Raw genomic sequence first — 19,529 nt, 5'->3', positions numbered from 1 at the left:
ATCTAATTGTTGTTTTTGGTTCTTGTTTTCTTTTTATTTTTTTCAGCATCTTTTAGTAATGCTTTTTCAAGCTTCTTCTGCCTTTTTTGCTCAAGTTCTATTAAATGCTGATTGAAATTGATTTCCGGACCATTTTCCGGAATATAAATACGATCTTCTACATCGAAATACGAACGGACTTTAATTTCTTTTCTAAAGTAATGAACCATTTCAGGCTGAAGACCTTCTTTGTAATTACCGGTGTCCCATTTACCATTGTCGTTTTCATCAACAATTAATTTAATGATATAGGTGTCAGGAGCTAAATAATCGAATATTACGGTTTGATCGGAATAAATCCTTTTTGCCTGAACAATCCCTTCACTTTTGTTGTTCTTTAATAATTGAACAATCATCGGCTTTTTTACATTGGATACATTCAATAATATTTTTCCGTAATATTCTTCTTCCCGGGTTGTAATTTTCCCATTGTATTTATCGCTGTACAAACCATAAATATTTCGAAATGCCGTAGAATCAAACTCTACTTTATATTGCGTTTCCGGCTTCCAGTCTATTTTAACATGGTAACGAAGAATAGCTGCAGAATCTTGTTCTATTTTATAATCAACAGGTATTAGTAATGTATCCTGAACTTGATACAAATGAATACTGTCTTTGTTGATTTCGGCAAGAGGCTCATTAAAATCAAGAATCACATCCTTATTTAAATCCTGCGAACTACTGACATTTAATTTAAATTCATACGAAGGAATTTTAATTTTTGCCTGCTTCTTTTTGTTCTTCGAAGCTTTTGCTTTTTTCGGAGCCTTATAATTTAACTTAACCGTATCAGTAAAATTTACAAGTTGTCCCAACGAATCAGTTTTAAAATATTCCAGTTTGGCCAAAAGAGTATCTCTTTGGTAAATAGTCGAATCGGTTATCCAGTAGGAAAGAGTATCATTTGTTTTATTTTTCTGAAGTAAGAACCAATTTGGATCTTCATCAACATTGATAAAATCAATCTTAAGACTATCGGTTCTTTTCGAGTTAAATTCAAAATGGATTTTTTCTCTTCGCTCTCTTTTATAAGTGGTAAGGTATTGAAGAGGATTATCTTCATCAAACATTCTAATATAAATATTTGACGGTTCTGTTGCCATCATTTGTCTTACAACAACGGAATCGGCACTAATGCTGTCCAATTGTTCGTAAGTATGCATTTTTGGCGTAATAATATCATTGCTGAAACCGATCATTTCACCGGGGCCATTGTAAAGAAAATCGCGGTTTCCATCAACAATTGCAAATAGTTTGTAATCTCCCTGACTCAAATTGTTCAGCTGAAAATAACCTGCCGAATCGGTTTTAGCAACATAACTTGGAATAACTGTAAAGGGCACAGAATCATTCGTATTCAAGTAAGCCATTACCATTGCTTTTTCAACCGGCAACTGATTGAAGGAATTATCTAATTTTCCTTTAATGCTTAATGAATCCAGTTGATTGCCTGTTGAGAATACAAATTGATATTCTCCCAAAGGATTCCCTTCATTATTGTCTGCAATACCTTTTCCAAAATCGAGAGTATAGGTGGTGTTTTCGCGAAGTTTCTCTTCTAGTTTCACGTAAATAGAACGACCTTTCAATTTCACCAAAGGTTTCTTTTTTAGTGGCGGGGAAATTGTGAAATTTGAACTTATATCTTTTAGCTGAACAAATTCATCAAAGAAAATTTCTACTTTTCCACCTTTAAAGTTTGTTGAATAATTTAGAGGCTTGGTTAATGTAACCTTAGGAGGCGTGTAATCAAGAGGCCCTCCGGTAGGTATTCCTTTTCGTGCACAAGAATATAGTAAGGTTGAAACTGCAAATCCCAAAAGGATATAAAAAGCTATCTTTTTCAAATTGATTGGTTTTGATATTTGATTATTAGGCAACAAAATTACAAAGATTCAAAACAAAAATAAGTTAATAAAAGTAAAATGGAGGACTCCTTACAATATTCCGTGTTAAAAAGAGATAAATTTCTTGAAACAGTTGCAAATACTAAGTTCGATTTTGTGGTGCTAAGTATTGGTATAAAAGAGGTTCTGTTTGCTCTTTTGGCTGGTATTAACGGATATAAATGCGCCATTTTAACCGAAAATGATTTTCAAGAATCTTTACATCCGATCGTTGATGCTTCGGAAAGCTCTCATTCGTTGGTTCTTGCTTTTCGAAACCGCTTTCCTCATTTAATTTTGCCAGATGAATATCTGAATGTAAAACGAAATATTTCAAAATGGGAAAAAATATTTTCGGGAAGTATTCGCGATAAGGACATTTCAAAATACGAACCGACTCTTATTACAGAAGCAGATGATGCTGTTTACATTGATAAGGAATTTAAGATCTCAACAAATCGCTTGTTACTTTCTTTACTGAAAAGTGCAGTTCAACAAGGAGCTGTAATTCTAAATCATGTTACAACTGAGATTAAAAGCAACTCTGAAATTGTATGCTGCGATAAAGTAGATGCAAATTCTAAAACGTATACCATTTCCTATCAATCTTTGCTTTCCTTTTCAGCGATAAATAAAACAAAAACCAAGACCGAAATCAGGTTCTGTTTGCATAAAAAAGGCTTATTCTTAAAACGAAGTCTGAAGTTTAGTCTGGATGGAGTTTTGATAAGAATGGTTAGATATCAGGATTATTTTATGATTGTTTGCGATTCACAATCGGATAACAAGCAATTTGTTAGAATGATTCTTCAGGAAATAAACCGAATTGTGAAATGGGAGAATGAATTTAATGAAGATGATATCATCAGCTCAGAATTAGTAGCGACCACATCAAATGATTCTTTGAAAAATCACCTTACGGATTTTGCCAAAGTTGTTGAAAATAAGCTTTCCATTTCTTTGTCTCAATTGCAAAAGCAAATTTCATCAATGCCGGTTATCGATGCACAATTTGAAGGGAAAACAGAAATACAGCAGTTAATTGAATTTGGAGATTACCGTTTTGATGAGGCAAAGCAAACCGGTGTGCACCCGGTTCCTTTTAAAAATATGTTTTACCGGTTTGGTTCAGAAATAGAGGAGCTTACAGAAAAAGCTTACGAATTACGCGCTCAATTTGGACCCGGAAATGATTTGTGGGTTTACGTTCAGTTTTGGTATTTGTATCAGAATGAGATGGTTTGCTCCAAAGAAGATTATATTTCCCGAATCAGAAAATCTAAGCCTGTTTTGGACTCCGATTTGGTTGCTTCTGAAGATGTAATAAAGGAGTATTTCAATCTCTTTAATAAGAAACATGTTAAGTAACATAGTTGGAATCAATGAATACCAACATATAGGTATTGTTAAACGAATCCCGACTTTCTACTTTTGAGCCGTAATGTTAATGCCAATTTAATTCGGTAATGAACGGTTTTCGAAAAATTAAAATAGCGATTGTAAGTATACTGCTTCCGGCAATGATTTTGTTGGCGGGTAATGCTGTTTTTAATTGGCACGTTCATAGACAAGTTGATGGAACTTTAATCGTTCATGCTCATCCCTATCAAAAACCAGGGAGTTCTAACGGAACAGCAAATCATCATCATTCTTCTCATGAATGTTTTTCATTGCAGCAATTTACGAGTTTCCTGTTCTTGCTCGGCTCAGTTTTATTTATAGCTGCATTAATAGGAAAATCTTATGAAATTAGTAATGTTTACCACCTTTTTATTAAGAAAGGAATTATAAGTTCTCTTCTTGACAACAGGGCTCCGCCTGTTTTCCAGTAACACCTTTATTATTATTATTACCTGAAAAGGTCCATTTAAAATTTGAGTATGTAACTGTTTCCTGATACTGTTTGATAGTATGAGGGAGTGTTGTGTATATCAATAAATACAAACATCAAAAAAATATACCTTATAATGAGACTACTAACTCATCTAACTATTGGCATTGCTATGCTAATTAGTGTGGCATTTTCTGTTTCTGCCGAAAATATTACTTCAAGTGTAAAAGGCAAAGTGATTGACAGTAACAGCAGCAAACCCATTCCATATGCCAGTGTTGCTCTTGAAGGATCGAGCATGGGAGCAGTAACAAATTTCGACGGCGAATTTGTAATCGAGAATGTTCCTGTGGGGCATTATCATGTAATTGCTACTTGTGTGGGATACAAATTGGACAAGAAGGAATTGGAACTAAAAGGAGGAAAGAACTCTGTTCTTGAATTTAAAATAGCAGAAGATTTTATTGGCTTGGATCAGGTTGTGGTTACGGCCGATCGAAACAGAATTCAACGTAAAGATGCTCCTGTTGTAGTAAATTCTATATCTACTAAGTTGCTGGAACAAATATCATCAGCAAACCTGGCTGATGGTTTGGTTTTTTCTCCTGGTTTGCGTGTAGAGAATAATTGTAACAATTGTGGTTTTTCGCAAGTAAGAATGAATGGTTTAGAAGGACCATATACGCAGATATTAATTAACAGCAGAGCTATTTTCAGCGGATTGGCCGGAGTATACGGATTGGAACACATTCCGGCAAGTATGATTCAGCGAGTTGAGATTGTACGTGGAGGTGGTTCAGCTCTTTTTGGAGGGAATGCAATTGCCGGTACAATTAATATCATTACAAAAGATCCTGTTGCCAATACTTTTAAAGCAGGAGTGAAATATGGAGCTGTAGGTATTGGTGTTGATGGTGGTGGAGATGCTGCCAGTGATATGACTGCCGATTTTAATGCGTCAGTTGTTTCTGAAGATCATAAAAGCGGGATGTTTATTTTTGGGATGAACCGTGAGCGCGGTGATTGGGATGCGAATAAGGATGGTTATTCCGATATGGTTAAATTGAAAAATATAAGTGTCGGTTTACGTGCTTATCATCGTCTTTCAGATTTAGCCAAATTGACTTTGGAATATCATGTAGTTGATGAGTACCGAAGGGGCGGAGATCAGCTAAATTTAAAGGCTCATGAAGCTACTGTTGCCGAAGAAGTAAGTCATCGTATTAATTCAGGAAGTTTGGCCTGGGATCAATATCTTAATCAGGATCGAATCAGTAAATTGTCTGTTTATGCTTCGGGACAAAGTATCGATAGGGATAGTTACTATGGAGCTGCCACTATTTATGACGACAATGGTGCGGAATTATCTACACCAATTCCTGATTATGGTGCTTATGGTCAAACCGATGATTTGGCTGTTTCTGCCGGAGTGCAATTCTTTACAAAGTTTGATAATTTATTTTTCGCTCCTGCAGATATCACTCTTGGATTGGAGAATGTTTACAACAGTCTGAAAGATGATAAATTGGGGTATTATGATTTTACAAATAATGAATTTGTGAAAACAACCAAAATTGCCGATCAAACATCAAATACTATAGGTGCATTTGCTCAAAGTAAATGGGATTTAGGTGCTGTAAAATTTCTATTGGGTGTAAGAATGGATTCCTATGAAATTAAAAATTCTGCGGAAAATTCCAATTATTCAAATACAGTATTTAGTCCCAGAGCTAACGTGTTATTCGATATCTTTAAAGGTTCGCAATTGCGGGTTAGTTATGCAAGAGGTTTTAGAGCTCCGCAAATTTTCGATGAAGATTTACACATTGAAGCTTCAACGGCCAGAAGAATCACACACGAATTGGCTGACGATTTAACAGAAGAGAAATCAAACAGTTATACTGTATCCTGGGATTACACCAAAGCCTTTGGTAAAATGCAGACCTATTTTCTTGCAGAGGGTTTTAATACTCAGTTAATCGATCCTTTCTTTAACGAATTTAGTGAGGTAGATGCAACTGGAAACATGGTTATGCTTCGGAAAAATGCCAATGGAGCGGTTGTTCGGGGGGTAAATTTTGAATGTAAACTGGCTCCATCCTATAAGTTGGATTTCCAAATGGGACTAACCTTGCAATCCAGTAAATACGATGATGCTGTTGATCAGGGAGAGGATGAGGATACAGCCAATACTACTACTGATGATATTTTGAGAACACCAGAGCAGTATGGCTATTTTGCAATGAACTGGAAACCTCTTCATGAGTTTACTGCTACATTATCAGGATCATATACCGGACCAATGAATTTGATTCACTTAAGTGGAGGAGATGATAAATATGGAAATGAGATTCAGGAAAGTTTAGTGAAATCAGATCGTTTTATGGATTTGGGAATCAACTTTGCTTACCATTTCGATTTAGGCAGTGATGTGAAATTACAGTTTGATTTGGGGATGAAGAATATCTTTAATTCTTTTCAGGATGATTTTGATTTTGGCCCGTCCCGTGATGCAGGTTATGTATATGGTCCATTAAATCCAAGAACAATCTATTTTGGTGTGAAATTGGGTAACATCCTGTAGAAGAAATCTACTTCATAAAAAAAACATAAGGTTAGTTTGGTAACGGGGCGCATTCTTTAACAAGATGTTAGCCCCCTTGTTTTGTTTGCAATTTAGAATTTTAAAATCTGGTTTGGTTATTGCAGTGGTTCAATCGGCAATAGTATTTGGTTCTGCAATGCATTGATTCTATTTATTATTGTGGAGCAGTTTGCTTTTAAACAAATAGGCGTTAGAGAATACTATTTAAAAAAAAGATAAGTAAATTTGTTCGAACTAATTAAGCAGAGTTTTTATGGCAGAGAGTAGAGGTAAAAATAAAAAAGACAACATTTATATTGGAGTGTTGGCAACTTTAGGGGTAATTCTTGTGATTTTAGCGGTAATGTATTACATGGAACATAGAGATAATAAGCGCTATATCTCCGAAATTACTACTGAGAAAATAAGTTTGGAAAATGAATTGAAATTACTTTCGCAGGATTACGATTCTTTGCAAACGAACAATGATACCTTGAATGTTCAGCTAAAAATGGAACAGGAAAAGATAAATGAACTTTTGGATCGAATGAAAGTATTTCGAAACAACTCTTATTTTGAAATTAATAAATACAAAAAAGAATTAGGAACTTTAAAAGGAGTACTAAGAGATTATATTGTTCAAATCGACTCACTAAATACACGCAACCAATTGCTTACTGCAGAAAATGTACGTGTTAAAAAGCAAATCGATTGGGTGAAAGATCGCAACACCAAACTCGAGGAATCAACCGAAACAATGAAAGAGGTAATCAGTAAAGCGGCTACTCTTACGCTTGTGGATCTTGCTTGTTATCCTATAAATAAAAAAGGCAAAGACGTGAAAAAGATTTCCAAAACGGAAAAATTAGTCACCAATTTTACCATTCAAAAAAATGTAACTGCATCAACCGGACTTAAAGCATTATTTGTTCGTATCACCCGACCAGATGAAGTTGTTTTGGGTAATCCGGAAAACCTTTTATTCGATTTTCAGAATACTAAACTTAGCTATTCTGCAACGCGGGAGATTGATTACGAAGGGGAACAGCTCGATGTTGCGGTATTCTGGGATAATGATGGAAGTCTTATTGAAGGAGAATATAAAGTAGATGTTTTCGCTGAAGGAAACCATATTGGGTCAGCTAAATTTTTGTTGAAATAACCGATAAAACTGCAGAAATAAAAAAACCATCCAGCAAAGGATGGTTTTTTTATTTTGTAAGTTTCGCCTCAGAAAATGATCATTTAAAAATAGTTCTCGATCCAAAAGCTCTGAAACCAATTGAAATCGAAACACAGCCACTTTCAATTCTCTCCGTTTTTTGATTTTCAGGTATCAATACCCGAATTACAAAATCATCGGTGCTCTCAACCATAAAATCCCACAAATTTGTGTAATCTTCATCAGCATTATCATACAATAAGTTGTAGTCGGTATCAAAAAGCTGAAATTGAATTTTACCAAGATTATCTTCTCCTTCGACTAAAATTCTATATTCCTGATCCTTATAAAAAGTAAGTTGCAATTCAGCAGTTTCACCCTCCGATAACACCGAATTATTTAATTGTCCATTAAAGGTGTAAGGCGTAAGCTTCGGGATACATTCCTTTTTGGTGTATTCGTTACACTGGGCAGGCACAATATTTGGCAATGCGAATAAGTAAAAAATAAGTAATATTGTTTTTATAGTCATTTTCATCCCAATCGTTTTTCTATAATTCGGTAATCATTTCCCTGATTTTGCTATTAATTTCTTTAATTTCTCTGATTGTTTCGTTCGAAGCAGTTAGAGTAACCTGATTTTTAATAACTGTTTTGCCGTCTTTTGTTTTAATGCTCGATGCAGAAGATTTAGTTTGCGATATTTCCTGAAATTTTGCATCCAGCTTCTTTAAGTCTGGCAAAATCTGATTTATTTTATAGTTATCTCTATATTGATTTAGTAAACCAATAAGGTTTTTCACAGAATGTTTTTGCTGTGAAATTAAGTTGACCATTTCTTTTTGAGGATTTTTTAAATCTACAATATTTGTTGCCAGATACAAAGTCTCAATCCATCCACCAAAAACAATTAAAGCCGCAACACCACCTCTTTCATTTTCTTTCAGATAACTGTCTGATTTCGTAAACGTTTCGGTAATTATTTGCAGTAAAGAATCTTGATTTTCAATATTTTCTTCCATTCTTCGGGCAGTAATTTTTTCCTGTTCTTCAGGAATGCCCAATTCGCGTGTAAATTTCTTGATTACGGCTAAATATCTTGCCGCATCCTGAAACTGTTCATAAATTCTAATGTAACTTAAATCCGCACCGTAAATACCAATGTTGATAGCCACATCCGCTTGTGACAAATAATTATCTGCATTAGAAACCGGATTCATTAAATCGGGCTGATAAGGCAGGTTCATTTTTTTTATAATCCCACTCACCTCAATCGGACTTGGCACATTGTAAAACAGAGCTTTAACCGATCTTAACTCCTTTTGTTGTGGTGCAGCCATTTCAGGCAGCTTATCAACTGAGGCTTTCTTATTCTGACAACCAAAAGTTAGCACTGATGACGTGAAAAAAAGAATGAAACAGCTTAATTTAATAGATGTTCTAAACATAGATTTATTGTTTTCTCGTGGGTTTTATTTCGTAATAAACTTAAAGTTATACTTTTAGGGAGAAATTGCAAATAAAAAGGAGATATAAGCAATTATTGAAAAAAACTCCTGAAATGAAGAAACAAAAGATATTTGCAGACGTAGAAATCAAGTTGAAACCTCACTTCAAAATATCAAAAGTTCCTTTTATAAAGGGCTTTCTGACAAATTGTTTTTTTTGAGGACGATTTTTAAGATATAACTTACCTACCCTTAAGCATTAGAAATAAATTTCGGGAATCGATATTTCAGGACAATTTTACAAAATTAATGTATTAACCGCTGATTTGTGTTTTAAATCCGGCCTCTTCTACTTTTTGCGCAATTTGCTTCAATTCTTTCATTGATATTTTCTCCAGATTATCACTTGGAGTATCCCTCGAAATAGTATAAATCATCACTTCTTTCGGTTGTATTTTTTGCAGGTGTGTAAGCCATGCATCTATTTCTTCCCTAGTAGTGTTGTCAATAACTTTACCCCCGTATTCTCCTCGAATAAAAAGGGTTTGAATGATTAAATTGCCATCAAACTTAGAAAGAAGTTCAACCAAATTATTTAGATTGAACTTTCCAACGGGCTGATCTAAATTGATAATTGTTTCCTCTGTTCCGCCATCCAGCTTTAAAATATTATCATCGACCTTATTTAAAGCATCAAATACCGACTTTTTGTGAATCATCGATGAATTGGAAAGGACAGCTATTCTTGCCTGCGGAAATACTTGATTTCGAACCTCGATTGTGTAATTAATTATTTCACCAAATTCCGGATGAAGCGTTGGTTCTCCATTTCCTGCAAAGGTAATTACATCCAAATCTTCATTATTGGCTTTCATCTGGGTCAATTTCTCGAATAGACTCTCTTTCACCTGATTTTTTGGGTGAAAATTAATTTTCTGTTCATATTGATCCGGATTCCATCCACATTCACAATAAATGCAATTAAAACTGCAGAGTTTGCAATCATTAGGCAGTAAATTAATACCTAACGAAACACCAAGTCTTCTGCTTTTTACAGGGCCGAAAATAATTTTATCGAAGAGAAAAGTAGCCATTTACACAGTTTTTATTGCGCAAATTTAGATAAATTCCTGAGTTGATCTATCAAATTGAGAAGTTAATTAGTCTTGATTAAACAAGTATTTTTATTGTGCTTGCCGCGTTGAATTTCTGATTCGGATAATCAAGATTTGTGAGTAGGTTCAGTCCTGGTTTTTTGCCAATTTCAAGACTTCCAAATCTATTTTCGATCTGCAAATGTTTTGCTCCGTTTATAGTTCCCCATTTGATCAATTCCCAAAAAGTAAGGTCCGGCAGAATTTCTTGCAGAGCTTTTAATTCCTCAAAAACAGATAGTTTCAAATGCATTCCAAGCGATCCTGTTCCAATGCAGTATCGGTTCATTTCACTTTCAGCCGGTGCAAACCCATTCAATTTTTCTACGATCATTCGATTTAGCAGAATTGATTGGTTTGGATTTAATTGCTTGTTTGATATCGGAAGTTGCAGGGAACAGTTTGATTCTACAGCATTCATGTCAGAAAAAGACAACTTCGATTTTCGCTTTTGATCAGCATGATTATTTAAAATAAAATAATCGGCTGCAGCAACAGTTCCATAAGCTTCTAATTGATTAATTCCTCTTTGTATTGTATTGGCAGTAGTATCTTTCTGGAGTAAACTCTTTTTAAGTGCTGAACCAAAGTCATCATGCAGACAATCTTCAAAATCTTTTCCTGAGAAGGATGAAAAACTGAGGAGTGTAAATACATCAACAAATCCGGGAACAATTATCCCACTGTAGAATTCCAGGTTTTGAATTTCTTTAATCTGTCCCTTCGTATCAATTATATCGACAATATAATTATTCTCATCAAGTACAATAATTCCATTTTTTAAAGGAGTCGCTATAACAGGAAAAATGTAGTTCGCCGCTATTTTTCTCATTGCAGACTCCTACGTTTTAGTTCCTCATCTTGCTCCAATTCCTTAATAACCTGCAACGAATCAGGTCTAATTTGCGGATTGAAAATCAAGATGTCCTTTATTTCGAAATGCTGAGTAAACTCAACAAGATCATTCTCCCCGACAAATAAGTTCCCACGGAGTTCTGTGTAACTCGAATCCGGATAGGACAAACTTAATTCATAAGTGTTGAATTTTAACTCTTTAGTAATTGGTTGCGGCATAAACCTTACTTTATGCTCTTCGCCTAAACTATCCTGTTTCCAAAAATAAGCCTCTATTTTGGGCTGATCAGTTTGATCATCCTTAAATATTTTAATTGAAGCTTTAATGGTGTAAATACCTTTTTCTTGAACTGGAATCGCAAAGTCAACCTGATTTTTATCTTTCTCAGGAATTCTCCAATGCTGCTTTTTTGTCCAGAGGTTTACGGTGTCTTGTTCCAGTTTTTTATTTTTAACCTCAATACGATATTGCGTTTCAAGTCGGTTAAGCGAATCGATAATTACATCGTAAATTTGAGTGAATCTTTTTGTATCGTAAGAATAAAAAGATACGCAAGAATCAAATTGCTCACGGGTAATATTATACTTCTGAAAAATAGAATTGTAGTAGTGGCTGGGACGATAATTATCTCCCGAGCGATAAATATTTTGCGATTCTAAAGTTCCATCAATAATGTGAATATCAATAAGCATTTTAGTAAATTGATCTTCATTTAGCTGAGGAGTATATTTGTTATTTTCTTTGCAGGATATCAAAAAGATGAATGCGCTACAAATAAAGAAAAATAGTATTTTATTCATGAATTGTTTCTTGTTGATCTGAAAGCAAAGATAATAAATCGAATAGAATGTACGAGCGTGATTTCTACTAGCTTATTTTTTTAATCTTTTTATACAATTCCGAAGCAAAAACAAAATCGTTTAAATCCTGATTGTCGGTATCAAATATTTCATCTTTAGATCCTTCCCATACTTTGTCCCCCTTGCTTATAAAAACAATTTTCTCTCCAATTTCCATTACTGAATTCATATCATGAGTATTAATAATGGTAGTCATATTATACTCTTTTGTAATTTCCTGAATAAGATTATCAATCAAAATAGCTGTTACAGGATCTAAACCGGAATTGGGTTCGTCGCAAAAAAGATATTTTGGATTCAAAGCAATTGCTCTTGCAATGGCAACACGTTTCTGCATACCACCACTAATCTCGGCAGGAAACAGGTGATTTGAATTTTGTATGTTAACACGGTTTAAGCAGAAGTTTGCACGATCTTTTTTTTCTTTTTCACTCATATCCGAAAACATATCCAAAGGAAAGAGTACATTTTCTTCAACACTCATAGAATCGAATAAAGCACCGCCTTGAAATACCATGCCCATTTCCTTTCGAATCTCTTTTCTTCCTTTCAAATTCAAGGAAGTAAAATCTCTGTCGTTATAGAAAATACTACCGGAATCAACCTCATGAAGACCGATGATGGATTTAAGTAAAACTGTTTTACCGGATCCGCTTTGTCCTATAATAAGATTGGTTTTACCAGCCTCAAAATTGATTGAGATATCATTCAACACTTTTAAGTCGGCAAAGGATTTATTTACATTACTTACAGTGATCATTTTAAAAGGATTTGTGTGAGAATCACATTAGCAAGAAGAATTAGAATACTGCTGTTTACAACAGCTTTTGTGCTTGCTCTACCTACTTCCAGTGCACCTCCTTTTACGTAATATCCGTAGAAGGATGGTATTGCTGTTATTATAAAGGCAAAAACAGCTGTTTTTATTAGGGAATAGGTAATGTAATAAGGAATAAAAGCATATTGCACGCCATCAATATAGTCGGCTAAATTAACTGTATTTGTCAGATAACCGGCAAGTAACCCACCAGTTATTCCTACAAACACACTTAGTACGTATAGAAATGGATTAATAAAAATTGCCGCTATAATTTTGGGTAAAACCAAATGATTGGCAGAATTGATTCCCATGATTTCCAAAGCATCAATTTGTTCAGTTACCCGCATCGAGCCAATTTCAGAAGCTATGTTTGAACCAACTTTTCCAGCTAATATCAAACCAACTATCGTCGATGAGAATTCAAGAATCATTGATTCTCTTGTTGTATAGCCAACCAAATAATCCGGAAGTAAAGGATTAAGCATATTGTATGCCGTTTGCAAGGTGATAACGGCCCCCATAAATAATGATATAATAACAACAATCCCAATGGAATTGATTCCGAGTTTATCAATCTCACGGATTATTTGTGAAAATAAAGTCTTGCCTTTTTCTGGTTTTGAAAATACCAATACAAGAAATCTTGAGAATTTTCCTACGTTTTCAAACAAGTTCATAGTTATTTTGCTTTACGATAAAATTACAAATTATTTGTTTACCATCTTCCAGGATAAGTGTATCTATTGAAATTTCTATTCTTTTTTGATTTAATAAGGCTTTTCAGTATTTTAGGGTGTAATTTTACTTCTCTTGAATTCATACTTAAATAGGCATAGATTCAGATAAATATTTTCCAATGGATAAAAATAATTATTGCGTAATTATGGCTGGGGGCGTAGGCTCACGTTTTTGGCCTTTAAGTAAAAATAATAAACCCAAACAATTTCTTGATATTCTTGGTACAGGTAAGACTCTAATTCAGTTGACTTATGAACGTTTTGCGTCTATATGCCCGGCAGAGAATTTTTTCGTTGTAACCAATGCTAATTACAAGAATCTTGTTCTTCAGCAGCTCCCAAATATAAATGAAGATCAGGTTTTGTTGGAGCCGATCAGAAGAAATACAGCACCTTGTATTGCTTATGCCAATCATAAAATACAAAAGCGAAATCCGAATGCATCAATTATTGTAACGCCTGCAGATCATTTAATATTAAATGAGACTAAGTTTTTAGGAGTTTTGTCGGAAGGAATTCAATTCGTACAAGATGGAAATAAATTATTGACATTGGGTATTACTCCCTCAAGACCGGAAACCGGTTATGGTTATATTCAGGTTTCAAATAAAGCAGTTGAGAATTATTCTGATGTGTATCCTGTAAAAACATTTACAGAAAAACCACACCTTGAATTGGCAAAAATATTTCAGGAATCGGGCGAATTCTTTTGGAATTCAGGGATATTTGTTTGGAAACTTTCAACAATACAGGATGCATTCGATAAGTTTTTACCGGATATAAAAAATCTGTTTGAGGCCATATTAGATAAACTTGACACTGGGGAAGAACAAAGTTTTATTGATCAGATTTATCCAAAATGCGAGAATATTTCTATTGATTACGGAATTCTTGAAAAGTCTGAAAGTGTATTTGTGTATTGTTCTGAATTTGGTTGGTCCGACCTAGGAACTTGGGGCTCACTTTACGAGCATACTGCTAAGGATAATAATCAGAATGCAATTCAGGGCGAAAATGTGATGCTTTACGAATCAAAAAATTGTCTGGTAAATGTACCAAATAACAAATTGGTTGTTGTGCAGGGCTTAAAGGATTACATTGTTGTTGAGACTGATAATTCTCTGCTCATATGTCGTAGAAGGGATGAGCAGGAGATAAGGAAAATTGTTACTGATGTGAAAATAACAAAAGGGAAAAAATTTGTATAATAAAAAAGGACCTGTAAGGTCCTTTTTTTATATCAGTATATTTTTTAAAATTCCCAAAGATCATGTTCAAATGTGAAAATCTCATTCTTAATTCGTTCTGCTTCAAGCATTGAGTTTAATCCCACAGTGTATTCACTAATCTGACGATTGTTGTGAACATTGGAGATTTGTGAAATAAAACTCGAAAAATGTCTTTTTAAGAACAAATCATCGAATGAATAACGAGCTGCATCGTTATTTGGATTAAATACTTCGTGAGAAGCAAGCAAAGGCCGGGCTTCAGGAAAATAGATCCAAAACAGTTTTTTCTGTTGAATACCATCTAACTCTGAATCGCCATCTTTTATGTATTCTCGAATTGGACAAATTCCAATGATCCGAACCTGTAGAGTCGATGTTTGTTTGTCGAAGAACCACTGTTCTTTCACCATATATCTTTTTACATCATCTGTATGCATTTCACCGGGAAGAATTTTTTGTTCAAGTTCTCCTGTCAATCTATTGCGTTGCATGATCGTATCATTTTGGGCATCAAACTTCGAACGAATCTGATCAATCGTCATAGGAACCTTAAATTCATCATCGTTTGTCTCGTAAGCAGTTAAGCCTTCATTTTCAATCCCATACATCAATAGATCGATTAAACTGTAGCGGTCATCTTCTGGTGTTGTGGGATAATACATAGGAAGGTTCATTTTTTCCCGTAAATCCACGAATCTCCAAACTAACTTCGACCACATCACATCCGACTCACGTATATTTGAGTAAGGAATAGGTTTTCTGTTTTTAATATGATCTTTTGAGTATACACTTGTTGCATTTGTCTGTGCACTGGAATAGGAAGCACAAATCAATACAAGACCAATTATTAGTAATAAGCTTTTCTTCATCATATATAAATTTTATTACTCAATTCTAAATGAAATTGTCGGTAAGTTTCTGGTCACACCATCCGGACCAACTGCCCTAATATCTTCAATATATAGTTTCTGACTTCTTTTTAGATTTCGAAACATCTCAATTTGTTCCTTGGTAAATACATCCGATCTGGATTCCTGATCAACAGTAAAGTTTTTTACAATTGTAGAAACGGTAAAACCGGTAATCTTAAACTTCAAGTCGAAATCAAAATTATCCATGACTGCATCAACACCTGTTTGCGCCAAGAGCAGATTCTTTTTAATTTTACCTCCACTTAAACCTGCCACTTTAGCAACAGGATCTGGAATTGGTTTTACTCTAAAATCAACAGTTCGCAATGGTCTCCAACCATCCTCAAATTGTGCTTCAACCAGTACCTTTGCATTCTTAAATGCAACTTTTGGTCTTGCAATATAAGCATCTCCTTTTTTAACCAAACTACCATTGTCCATGCTGGCACGTACTCTGTCCGATGAAAATCCCGGAGCAGAAACACTTACCGGATTGTCAACACCTACATAGAATACATTCATTTTGGTAGCAGATACAACAACATTAGGCTCTGCTACAATATAACTTGATTCAAAGTCATATTTTTTGTCAATTCCTGATGGACTTGTATAAGTGATCACACCACCCCATTTCACTTCACCAACCTTATCTGCTTTTGCAGTATAAATACCCCGGCCCTCTTTGAATATTCTAATTGGACCTGTTCTATCTACTACTATTTTAGGGTTTTGTGTCGTATCAATAGCAGCAAGAAAAACCTGAGCTTCGTAGGTGTCACCTTTTAAAATATAATTCGAAGGTGAAAATACTTCTGCTCTTAATTTATTGAATTTAAAGGATTCTGCTTCAATTTGATTGAATAAATAACTCACGATATCCGATTCAGTACTGCGGATATCTGTCTGAATTTTAGAAAGAAGTGTGACTGCTCCAATTAATGGCGTATGTGAAAATTGTAGAGATTCCCAAGAATAATTAGGATCACCTTTTGTCATCTTTTTTGGTTTTTCTGTATTCAGAGTTTTCATAATTGCTTTACGCAGAGTAGAATCTTTTCCTGCAACGTGACTTAATACCAAATTACGATAGGAATCAATGGCTTCTCTTAAAATTTTACCCTTTCCTCCAATAATCATAATTTCAGGAGGCACATCCAAGTTGTCTCTACTCTCGATGTTATTCATATCGTATTCAGGACCATCTGCAGTTTTAACGATTCTATGTTTCAGAGAATCGATTAAATTGTACAATTTATTTGATTCGAATTTTATGTTGTTTGCATTATCCCAGGCATCCTGAACTTTAGCCGGGTTTGCTTCCAGGGCAATTTGGAAATCCTTGTATTTATTTTCATTTTTTTCTTCGAATGTCTGAATGGTTTTCGACAAACCATTATCTATAATCGTGAAAGCATTAAGGACTTCGTTTGATACATTTATCGCTAACATCGCTGTTAGGAATAAATACATCATCCCAATCATTTTTTGCCGTGGTGTTTCTTTACAATTCGTTGCTCCCATTTCAGCTCAGCTTGACAGTTAAATTAATTTTTCTTTCTTACATCCATGGCGCTCAGCATATTACCATAAATGGTATTAAGTGCGGCAAGGTTTTCGTTTAACTGTTCGGTTTCTTTTTTGTAAGCTTGTGCATTTTGTAGAGTTACAGTAAGAGTTTCAAGAACTTTACCCAAATCCTGATGTACAGTTTTTGAGTTTGTCATTTGTTCGTTACCTTGTTTCAATTGCAACTCATAAATTGCGTTTAGTGATGACAGGTTGTTATTCAAGGTTGACATGGAACCATTAAACGTATTGCTGTTTTCAGAAATTTTATCAAATCCGGTTTGTAAAGATTTGTCCAAATTTTGATAGGACTCTAACAACTGATTTCCTGACTCGTTTATATTTTTAGCAAAATTTTCACCTGATAAAGAGATTGTATTTGCAGTTTCTTGATAAGACTCTACTAATTTATTTCCTGACTCATTAACATTTTTAGCAAAACCTTCACCTGAACTACTAATTGTATTAGCAGTTTCCTGGTATGAATTACTTAGTTTTTGAGCTGAATTGGATAATTCTTCGGTTGATTCAGCGTATTGGTTAGAAAATTCACCAACAGAGCTTGCTGCTTTCTGTATACTTTCAATATAACCATTGGTTGCAACAGCTGCTTCTGACAGGTTTGAAAGGTTTTCTGCAGCATTGGTTAATTTTGCAAGTCCTTGACTTAAATTCGATATTTTATCCGGATGAACACTTATTTTCTCCAGAAATGATTGTAATTGTTCCAGCCCTTCAACCTGGACACCAGCTCCGGTACCACCTTCTCTTGGTTCCAATCCAATTAATTCTGGATATACTAAACTCCAGTCTGGTTGCTCGTGTGGCGGTTCAAAAGCCGAGAAGAAAAAGATAATAGCCTCCACAGTCATACCAACAGTAAGAAGTTCTCCGGCATATGGGTAATGCTGTATTTTAAATAATGCACCAATCAAAACTACGGAAGCACCCCAGCCATATACATAGCCCATAAATTTCTTCCATCTAGGAGATTGAACAAGTTCGGTAATATTCATGATCAGTTAAGTTTGAAAAGGTCTAAAATAAATAATTTACGGGTAAATATTAATTACCTAAATGAGTTCTAACACAACGGAATCCAATATAAGATTTTGCAGTATCCTGATACTCGTAAGTTCTGGTTGCACACTGCAAATAGTATCCTATATCTTTCCATGATCCTCCTCTGGTTACTTTTCTTTTTAAAGCTGGCGGATCATCTGGTAATGCATTGTATTCATAATTAGGATTCATATCGTGAGTAAACGAATAAGCCGACTCATCGTAAGCTCCTGAAGTCCATTCTGCAACATTCCCGGCCATATCGTACAATCCAAACTCATTTGGCTCATAGCTGCCAACAGGCAGGGTTACAAGACCACCATCATCTACGTAATTTCCCCGAAGAGGTTTAAAATTAGCAAGAAAACATCCTTGGTCGTTTCTTGTATAGGGTCCACCCCAAGGGTACATATTTAAAGCAATGCCTCCTCTGGCTGCATATTCCCATTCTGATTCAGTAGGCAAACGATAATCCTGAACGGGATAATCACCTTCTGCTTTTAATGCAGAATTGTGAAAACGGGTTCTCCAAATAGAAAATGCAGACGCTTGCTTCCAGGAAACACCAACTACAGGATAATCATCATAACCAGGGTGCCAAAAATATTGTTTTGTCCAAGGTTCGTTATATGAGTAGGTAAAATCCTGAATCCAGCATAAGGTATCCGGATAAATATTAAGGGCTTCTTTCATGATAAAAGAAGACCGGTCTTCAATTTGTTTGCGGCCACCTTTGTAATCATCAACCATACCTTCGTATTCTCCCGTTTCATAATTGTACCGGTTTGATTTTTTTGCAGCCTGCTGAAGATCAACCCACTCGTACTGATACTTTAGTTTACGGGAATCAATTTCTTTATTTCTGAAAAATCTTTCATTAACAGGCAAATACATGTCTTCCAGAATTTCAGCATATTCTTCATTGTCCCATTCCAATCTTTCGTTCCAATTAATAAAAGGAGGATCTATTGGATTGCCATTGTCATCTTCAGCAATTAAGAACTCTTCAAATTGTTGTCCTAATAGTTCTCGTGCCATAGAATCTCTAACCCAATATACAAACTGACGATACTCATTGTTTGTAATTTCGGTTTCATCCATCCAATAAGATTCAACGGATACGGTTTTTGCCGTTGCATTAAGTGCCCAAGCAACATCCTGATCATTTGGACCTACAGTAAAGCTTCCACGTGGAATCAATACCATACCATATGGTTTAGGTTCAAACCATTTACCTCTCTGACCCGCACCGGTAAGTTCTCCGTTCCCAGTGTTTTTACCACAGCTGGTTAAGAACAATAAAACAATTACACAAAGTGTTGTAAGTAGTTTATTCATAGTGGTTTTATAAATTATACTGATTGTATAGTTTTTCTAATTA

The 19,529-nt window shown here is 34.8% G+C and carries 17 protein-coding genes; 5 read left to right on the top strand and 12 right to left on the bottom strand.

Annotated elements, in window-relative coordinates; all coding sequences use genetic code 11:
- Positions 1–2 precede the first annotated feature (2 nt).
- Positions 3–1,889 carry an Ig-like domain-containing domain gene (locus ACKU4N_RS01510; RefSeq protein ID WP_321319832.1) on the bottom strand — a complete coding sequence of 629 codons (1,887 nt, stop codon included), beginning with the start codon at positions 1,887–1,889 and terminating at the stop codon, positions 3–5.
- A gap of 78 nt (positions 1,890–1,967) precedes the next feature.
- Between ACKU4N_RS01510 and ACKU4N_RS01505 the strand changes: the two genes are divergently transcribed.
- The 4 genes from ACKU4N_RS01505 to ACKU4N_RS01490 all read left to right on the top strand — a co-directional run bounded on the left by ACKU4N_RS01505 (position 1,968) and on the right by ACKU4N_RS01490 (position 7,505).
- Positions 1,968–3,296, top strand: a complete 1,329-nt coding sequence (locus ACKU4N_RS01505; RefSeq protein WP_321319831.1) for a hypothetical protein — start codon at positions 1,968–1,970, stop codon at positions 3,294–3,296.
- 98 nt (positions 3,297–3,394) lie between these two features.
- Positions 3,395–3,760 carry a DUF8478 family putative metalloprotein gene (locus ACKU4N_RS01500; protein ID WP_124994160.1) on the top strand — a complete coding sequence of 122 codons (366 nt, stop codon included), beginning with the start codon at positions 3,395–3,397 and terminating at the stop codon, positions 3,758–3,760.
- 135 nt (positions 3,761–3,895) lie between these two features.
- Positions 3,896–6,343, top strand: coding sequence for a TonB-dependent receptor (locus tag ACKU4N_RS01495; RefSeq protein ID WP_321319830.1), 2,448 nt, complete (start codon positions 3,896–3,898; stop codon positions 6,341–6,343).
- Positions 6,344–6,617: 274 nt separating this feature from the next.
- Complete coding sequence (locus ACKU4N_RS01490; RefSeq protein ID WP_321319829.1) at positions 6,618–7,505, top strand: DUF8429 coiled-coil domain-containing protein; 888 nt, start codon at positions 6,618–6,620, stop codon at positions 7,503–7,505.
- A 79-nt stretch (positions 7,506–7,584) separates the two neighbouring features.
- Here the strand turns inward: ACKU4N_RS01490 and ACKU4N_RS01485 are convergent, their stop codons facing one another.
- From ACKU4N_RS01485 to ACKU4N_RS01455, 7 genes are all read right to left on the bottom strand, one after another.
- Positions 7,585–8,043, bottom strand: coding sequence for a hypothetical protein (locus ACKU4N_RS01485; RefSeq protein ID WP_321319828.1), 459 nt, complete (start codon positions 8,041–8,043; stop codon positions 7,585–7,587).
- 13 nt (positions 8,044–8,056) lie between these two features.
- Entirely contained in the window at positions 8,057–8,953 is an 897-nt protein-coding gene (locus tag ACKU4N_RS01480; RefSeq protein ID WP_321319827.1) for a hypothetical protein, read from the bottom strand.
- Positions 8,954–9,267: 314 nt separating this feature from the next.
- Entirely contained in the window at positions 9,268–10,047 is a 780-nt protein-coding gene (locus tag ACKU4N_RS01475; RefSeq protein WP_321319826.1) for a radical SAM protein, read from the bottom strand.
- A gap of 76 nt (positions 10,048–10,123) precedes the next feature.
- Positions 10,124–10,939, bottom strand: coding sequence for an amidohydrolase family protein (locus tag ACKU4N_RS01470; protein ID WP_321319825.1), 816 nt, complete (start codon positions 10,937–10,939; stop codon positions 10,124–10,126).
- Positions 10,936–11,763: a DUF4296 domain-containing protein gene (locus ACKU4N_RS01465; RefSeq protein WP_321319824.1), complete on the bottom strand. Its 828-nt coding sequence runs from the start codon at positions 11,761–11,763 to the stop codon at positions 10,936–10,938. The genes ACKU4N_RS01470 and ACKU4N_RS01465 overlap by 4 nt, the downstream gene beginning before the upstream one ends.
- A gap of 67 nt (positions 11,764–11,830) precedes the next feature.
- Positions 11,831–12,583 (bottom strand): ABC transporter ATP-binding protein, encoded by a 753-nt coding sequence (locus ACKU4N_RS01460; protein ID WP_321319823.1) that lies wholly within the window; start codon positions 12,581–12,583, stop codon positions 11,831–11,833.
- Complete coding sequence (locus ACKU4N_RS01455) at positions 12,580–13,320, bottom strand: MlaE family ABC transporter permease (protein WP_321319822.1); 741 nt, start codon at positions 13,318–13,320, stop codon at positions 12,580–12,582. Before ACKU4N_RS01455 ends, ACKU4N_RS01460 begins: the two co-directional genes overlap by 4 nt.
- A gap of 179 nt (positions 13,321–13,499) precedes the next feature.
- Between ACKU4N_RS01455 and ACKU4N_RS01450 the strand changes: the two genes are divergently transcribed.
- A complete protein-coding gene (locus ACKU4N_RS01450) occupies positions 13,500–14,588 on the top strand; it encodes a mannose-1-phosphate guanylyltransferase (protein WP_321319821.1) in 1,089 nt (362 codons plus the stop codon).
- Between the two features lie 44 nt (positions 14,589–14,632).
- Here ACKU4N_RS01450 and gldN read toward each other — a convergent pair whose 3' ends face one another.
- Genes gldN through ACKU4N_RS01430 form a run of 4 tightly spaced genes read right to left on the bottom strand, consistent with a single transcriptional unit; the run spans position 14,633 to position 19,486 of the window.
- Entirely contained in the window at positions 14,633–15,481 is an 849-nt protein-coding gene (gene gldN, locus ACKU4N_RS01445; protein WP_321319820.1) for a type IX secretion system ring subunit PorN/GldN, read from the bottom strand.
- 12 nt (positions 15,482–15,493) lie between these two features.
- The gene (gene gldM / locus ACKU4N_RS01440) at positions 15,494–17,041 is read right to left on the bottom strand and encodes a type IX secretion system motor protein PorM/GldM (RefSeq protein WP_321319819.1); all 1,548 of its coding nucleotides are present in this window, start codon (positions 17,039–17,041) and stop codon (positions 15,494–15,496) included.
- Positions 17,042–17,064: 23 nt separating this feature from the next.
- Positions 17,065–18,102 (bottom strand): type IX secretion system motor protein PorL/GldL, encoded by a 1,038-nt coding sequence (gene gldL, locus ACKU4N_RS01435; protein WP_321319818.1) that lies wholly within the window; start codon positions 18,100–18,102, stop codon positions 17,065–17,067.
- Positions 18,103–18,151: 49 nt separating this feature from the next.
- Complete coding sequence (locus ACKU4N_RS01430; RefSeq protein WP_321319817.1) at positions 18,152–19,486, bottom strand: T9SS ring complex lipoprotein PorK/GldK; 1,335 nt, start codon at positions 19,484–19,486, stop codon at positions 18,152–18,154.
- Positions 19,487–19,529 lie beyond the last annotated feature (43 nt).

The sequence above is a fragment of the Labilibaculum sp. genome (assembly GCF_963664555.1).
GTDB lineage: Bacteria > Bacteroidota > Bacteroidia > Bacteroidales > Marinifilaceae > Labilibaculum.
This window is presented reverse-complemented; position numbering and strand designations above follow the sequence as displayed.

Excerpts from the sequence above, each read along its gene's own strand:
- ACKU4N_RS01505 (WP_321319831.1), top strand. The coding sequence starts at position 1,968 with ATGGAGGACTCCTTACAATATTCCGTGTTAAAAAGAGATAAATTTCTT.
- ACKU4N_RS01500 (WP_124994160.1), top strand. The coding sequence starts at position 3,395 with ATGAACGGTTTTCGAAAAATTAAAATAGCGATTGTAAGTATACTGCTT.
- ACKU4N_RS01495 (WP_321319830.1), top strand. The coding sequence starts at position 3,896 with ATGAGACTACTAACTCATCTAACTATTGGCATTGCTATGCTAATTAGT.
- ACKU4N_RS01490 (WP_321319829.1), top strand. The coding sequence starts at position 6,618 with ATGGCAGAGAGTAGAGGTAAAAATAAAAAAGACAACATTTATATTGGA.
- ACKU4N_RS01485 (WP_321319828.1), bottom strand. The coding sequence starts at position 8,043 with ATGAAAATGACTATAAAAACAATATTACTTATTTTTTACTTATTCGCA.
- ACKU4N_RS01480 (WP_321319827.1), bottom strand. The coding sequence starts at position 8,953 with ATGTTTAGAACATCTATTAAATTAAGCTGTTTCATTCTTTTTTTCACG.
- ACKU4N_RS01475 (WP_321319826.1), bottom strand. The coding sequence starts at position 10,047 with ATGGCTACTTTTCTCTTCGATAAAATTATTTTCGGCCCTGTAAAAAGC.
- ACKU4N_RS01470 (WP_321319825.1), bottom strand. The coding sequence starts at position 10,939 with ATGAGAAAAATAGCGGCGAACTACATTTTTCCTGTTATAGCGACTCCT.
- ACKU4N_RS01465 (WP_321319824.1), bottom strand. The coding sequence starts at position 11,763 with ATGAATAAAATACTATTTTTCTTTATTTGTAGCGCATTCATCTTTTTG.
- ACKU4N_RS01460 (WP_321319823.1), bottom strand. The coding sequence starts at position 12,583 with ATGATCACTGTAAGTAATGTAAATAAATCCTTTGCCGACTTAAAAGTG.
- ACKU4N_RS01455 (WP_321319822.1), bottom strand. The coding sequence starts at position 13,320 with ATGAACTTGTTTGAAAACGTAGGAAAATTCTCAAGATTTCTTGTATTG.
- ACKU4N_RS01450 (WP_321319821.1), top strand. The coding sequence starts at position 13,500 with ATGGATAAAAATAATTATTGCGTAATTATGGCTGGGGGCGTAGGCTCA.
- gldN (WP_321319820.1), bottom strand. The coding sequence starts at position 15,481 with ATGATGAAGAAAAGCTTATTACTAATAATTGGTCTTGTATTGATTTGT.
- gldM (WP_321319819.1), bottom strand. The coding sequence starts at position 17,041 with ATGGGAGCAACGAATTGTAAAGAAACACCACGGCAAAAAATGATTGGG.
- gldL (WP_321319818.1), bottom strand. The coding sequence starts at position 18,102 with ATGAATATTACCGAACTTGTTCAATCTCCTAGATGGAAGAAATTTATG.
- ACKU4N_RS01430 (WP_321319817.1), bottom strand. The coding sequence starts at position 19,486 with ATGAATAAACTACTTACAACACTTTGTGTAATTGTTTTATTGTTCTTA.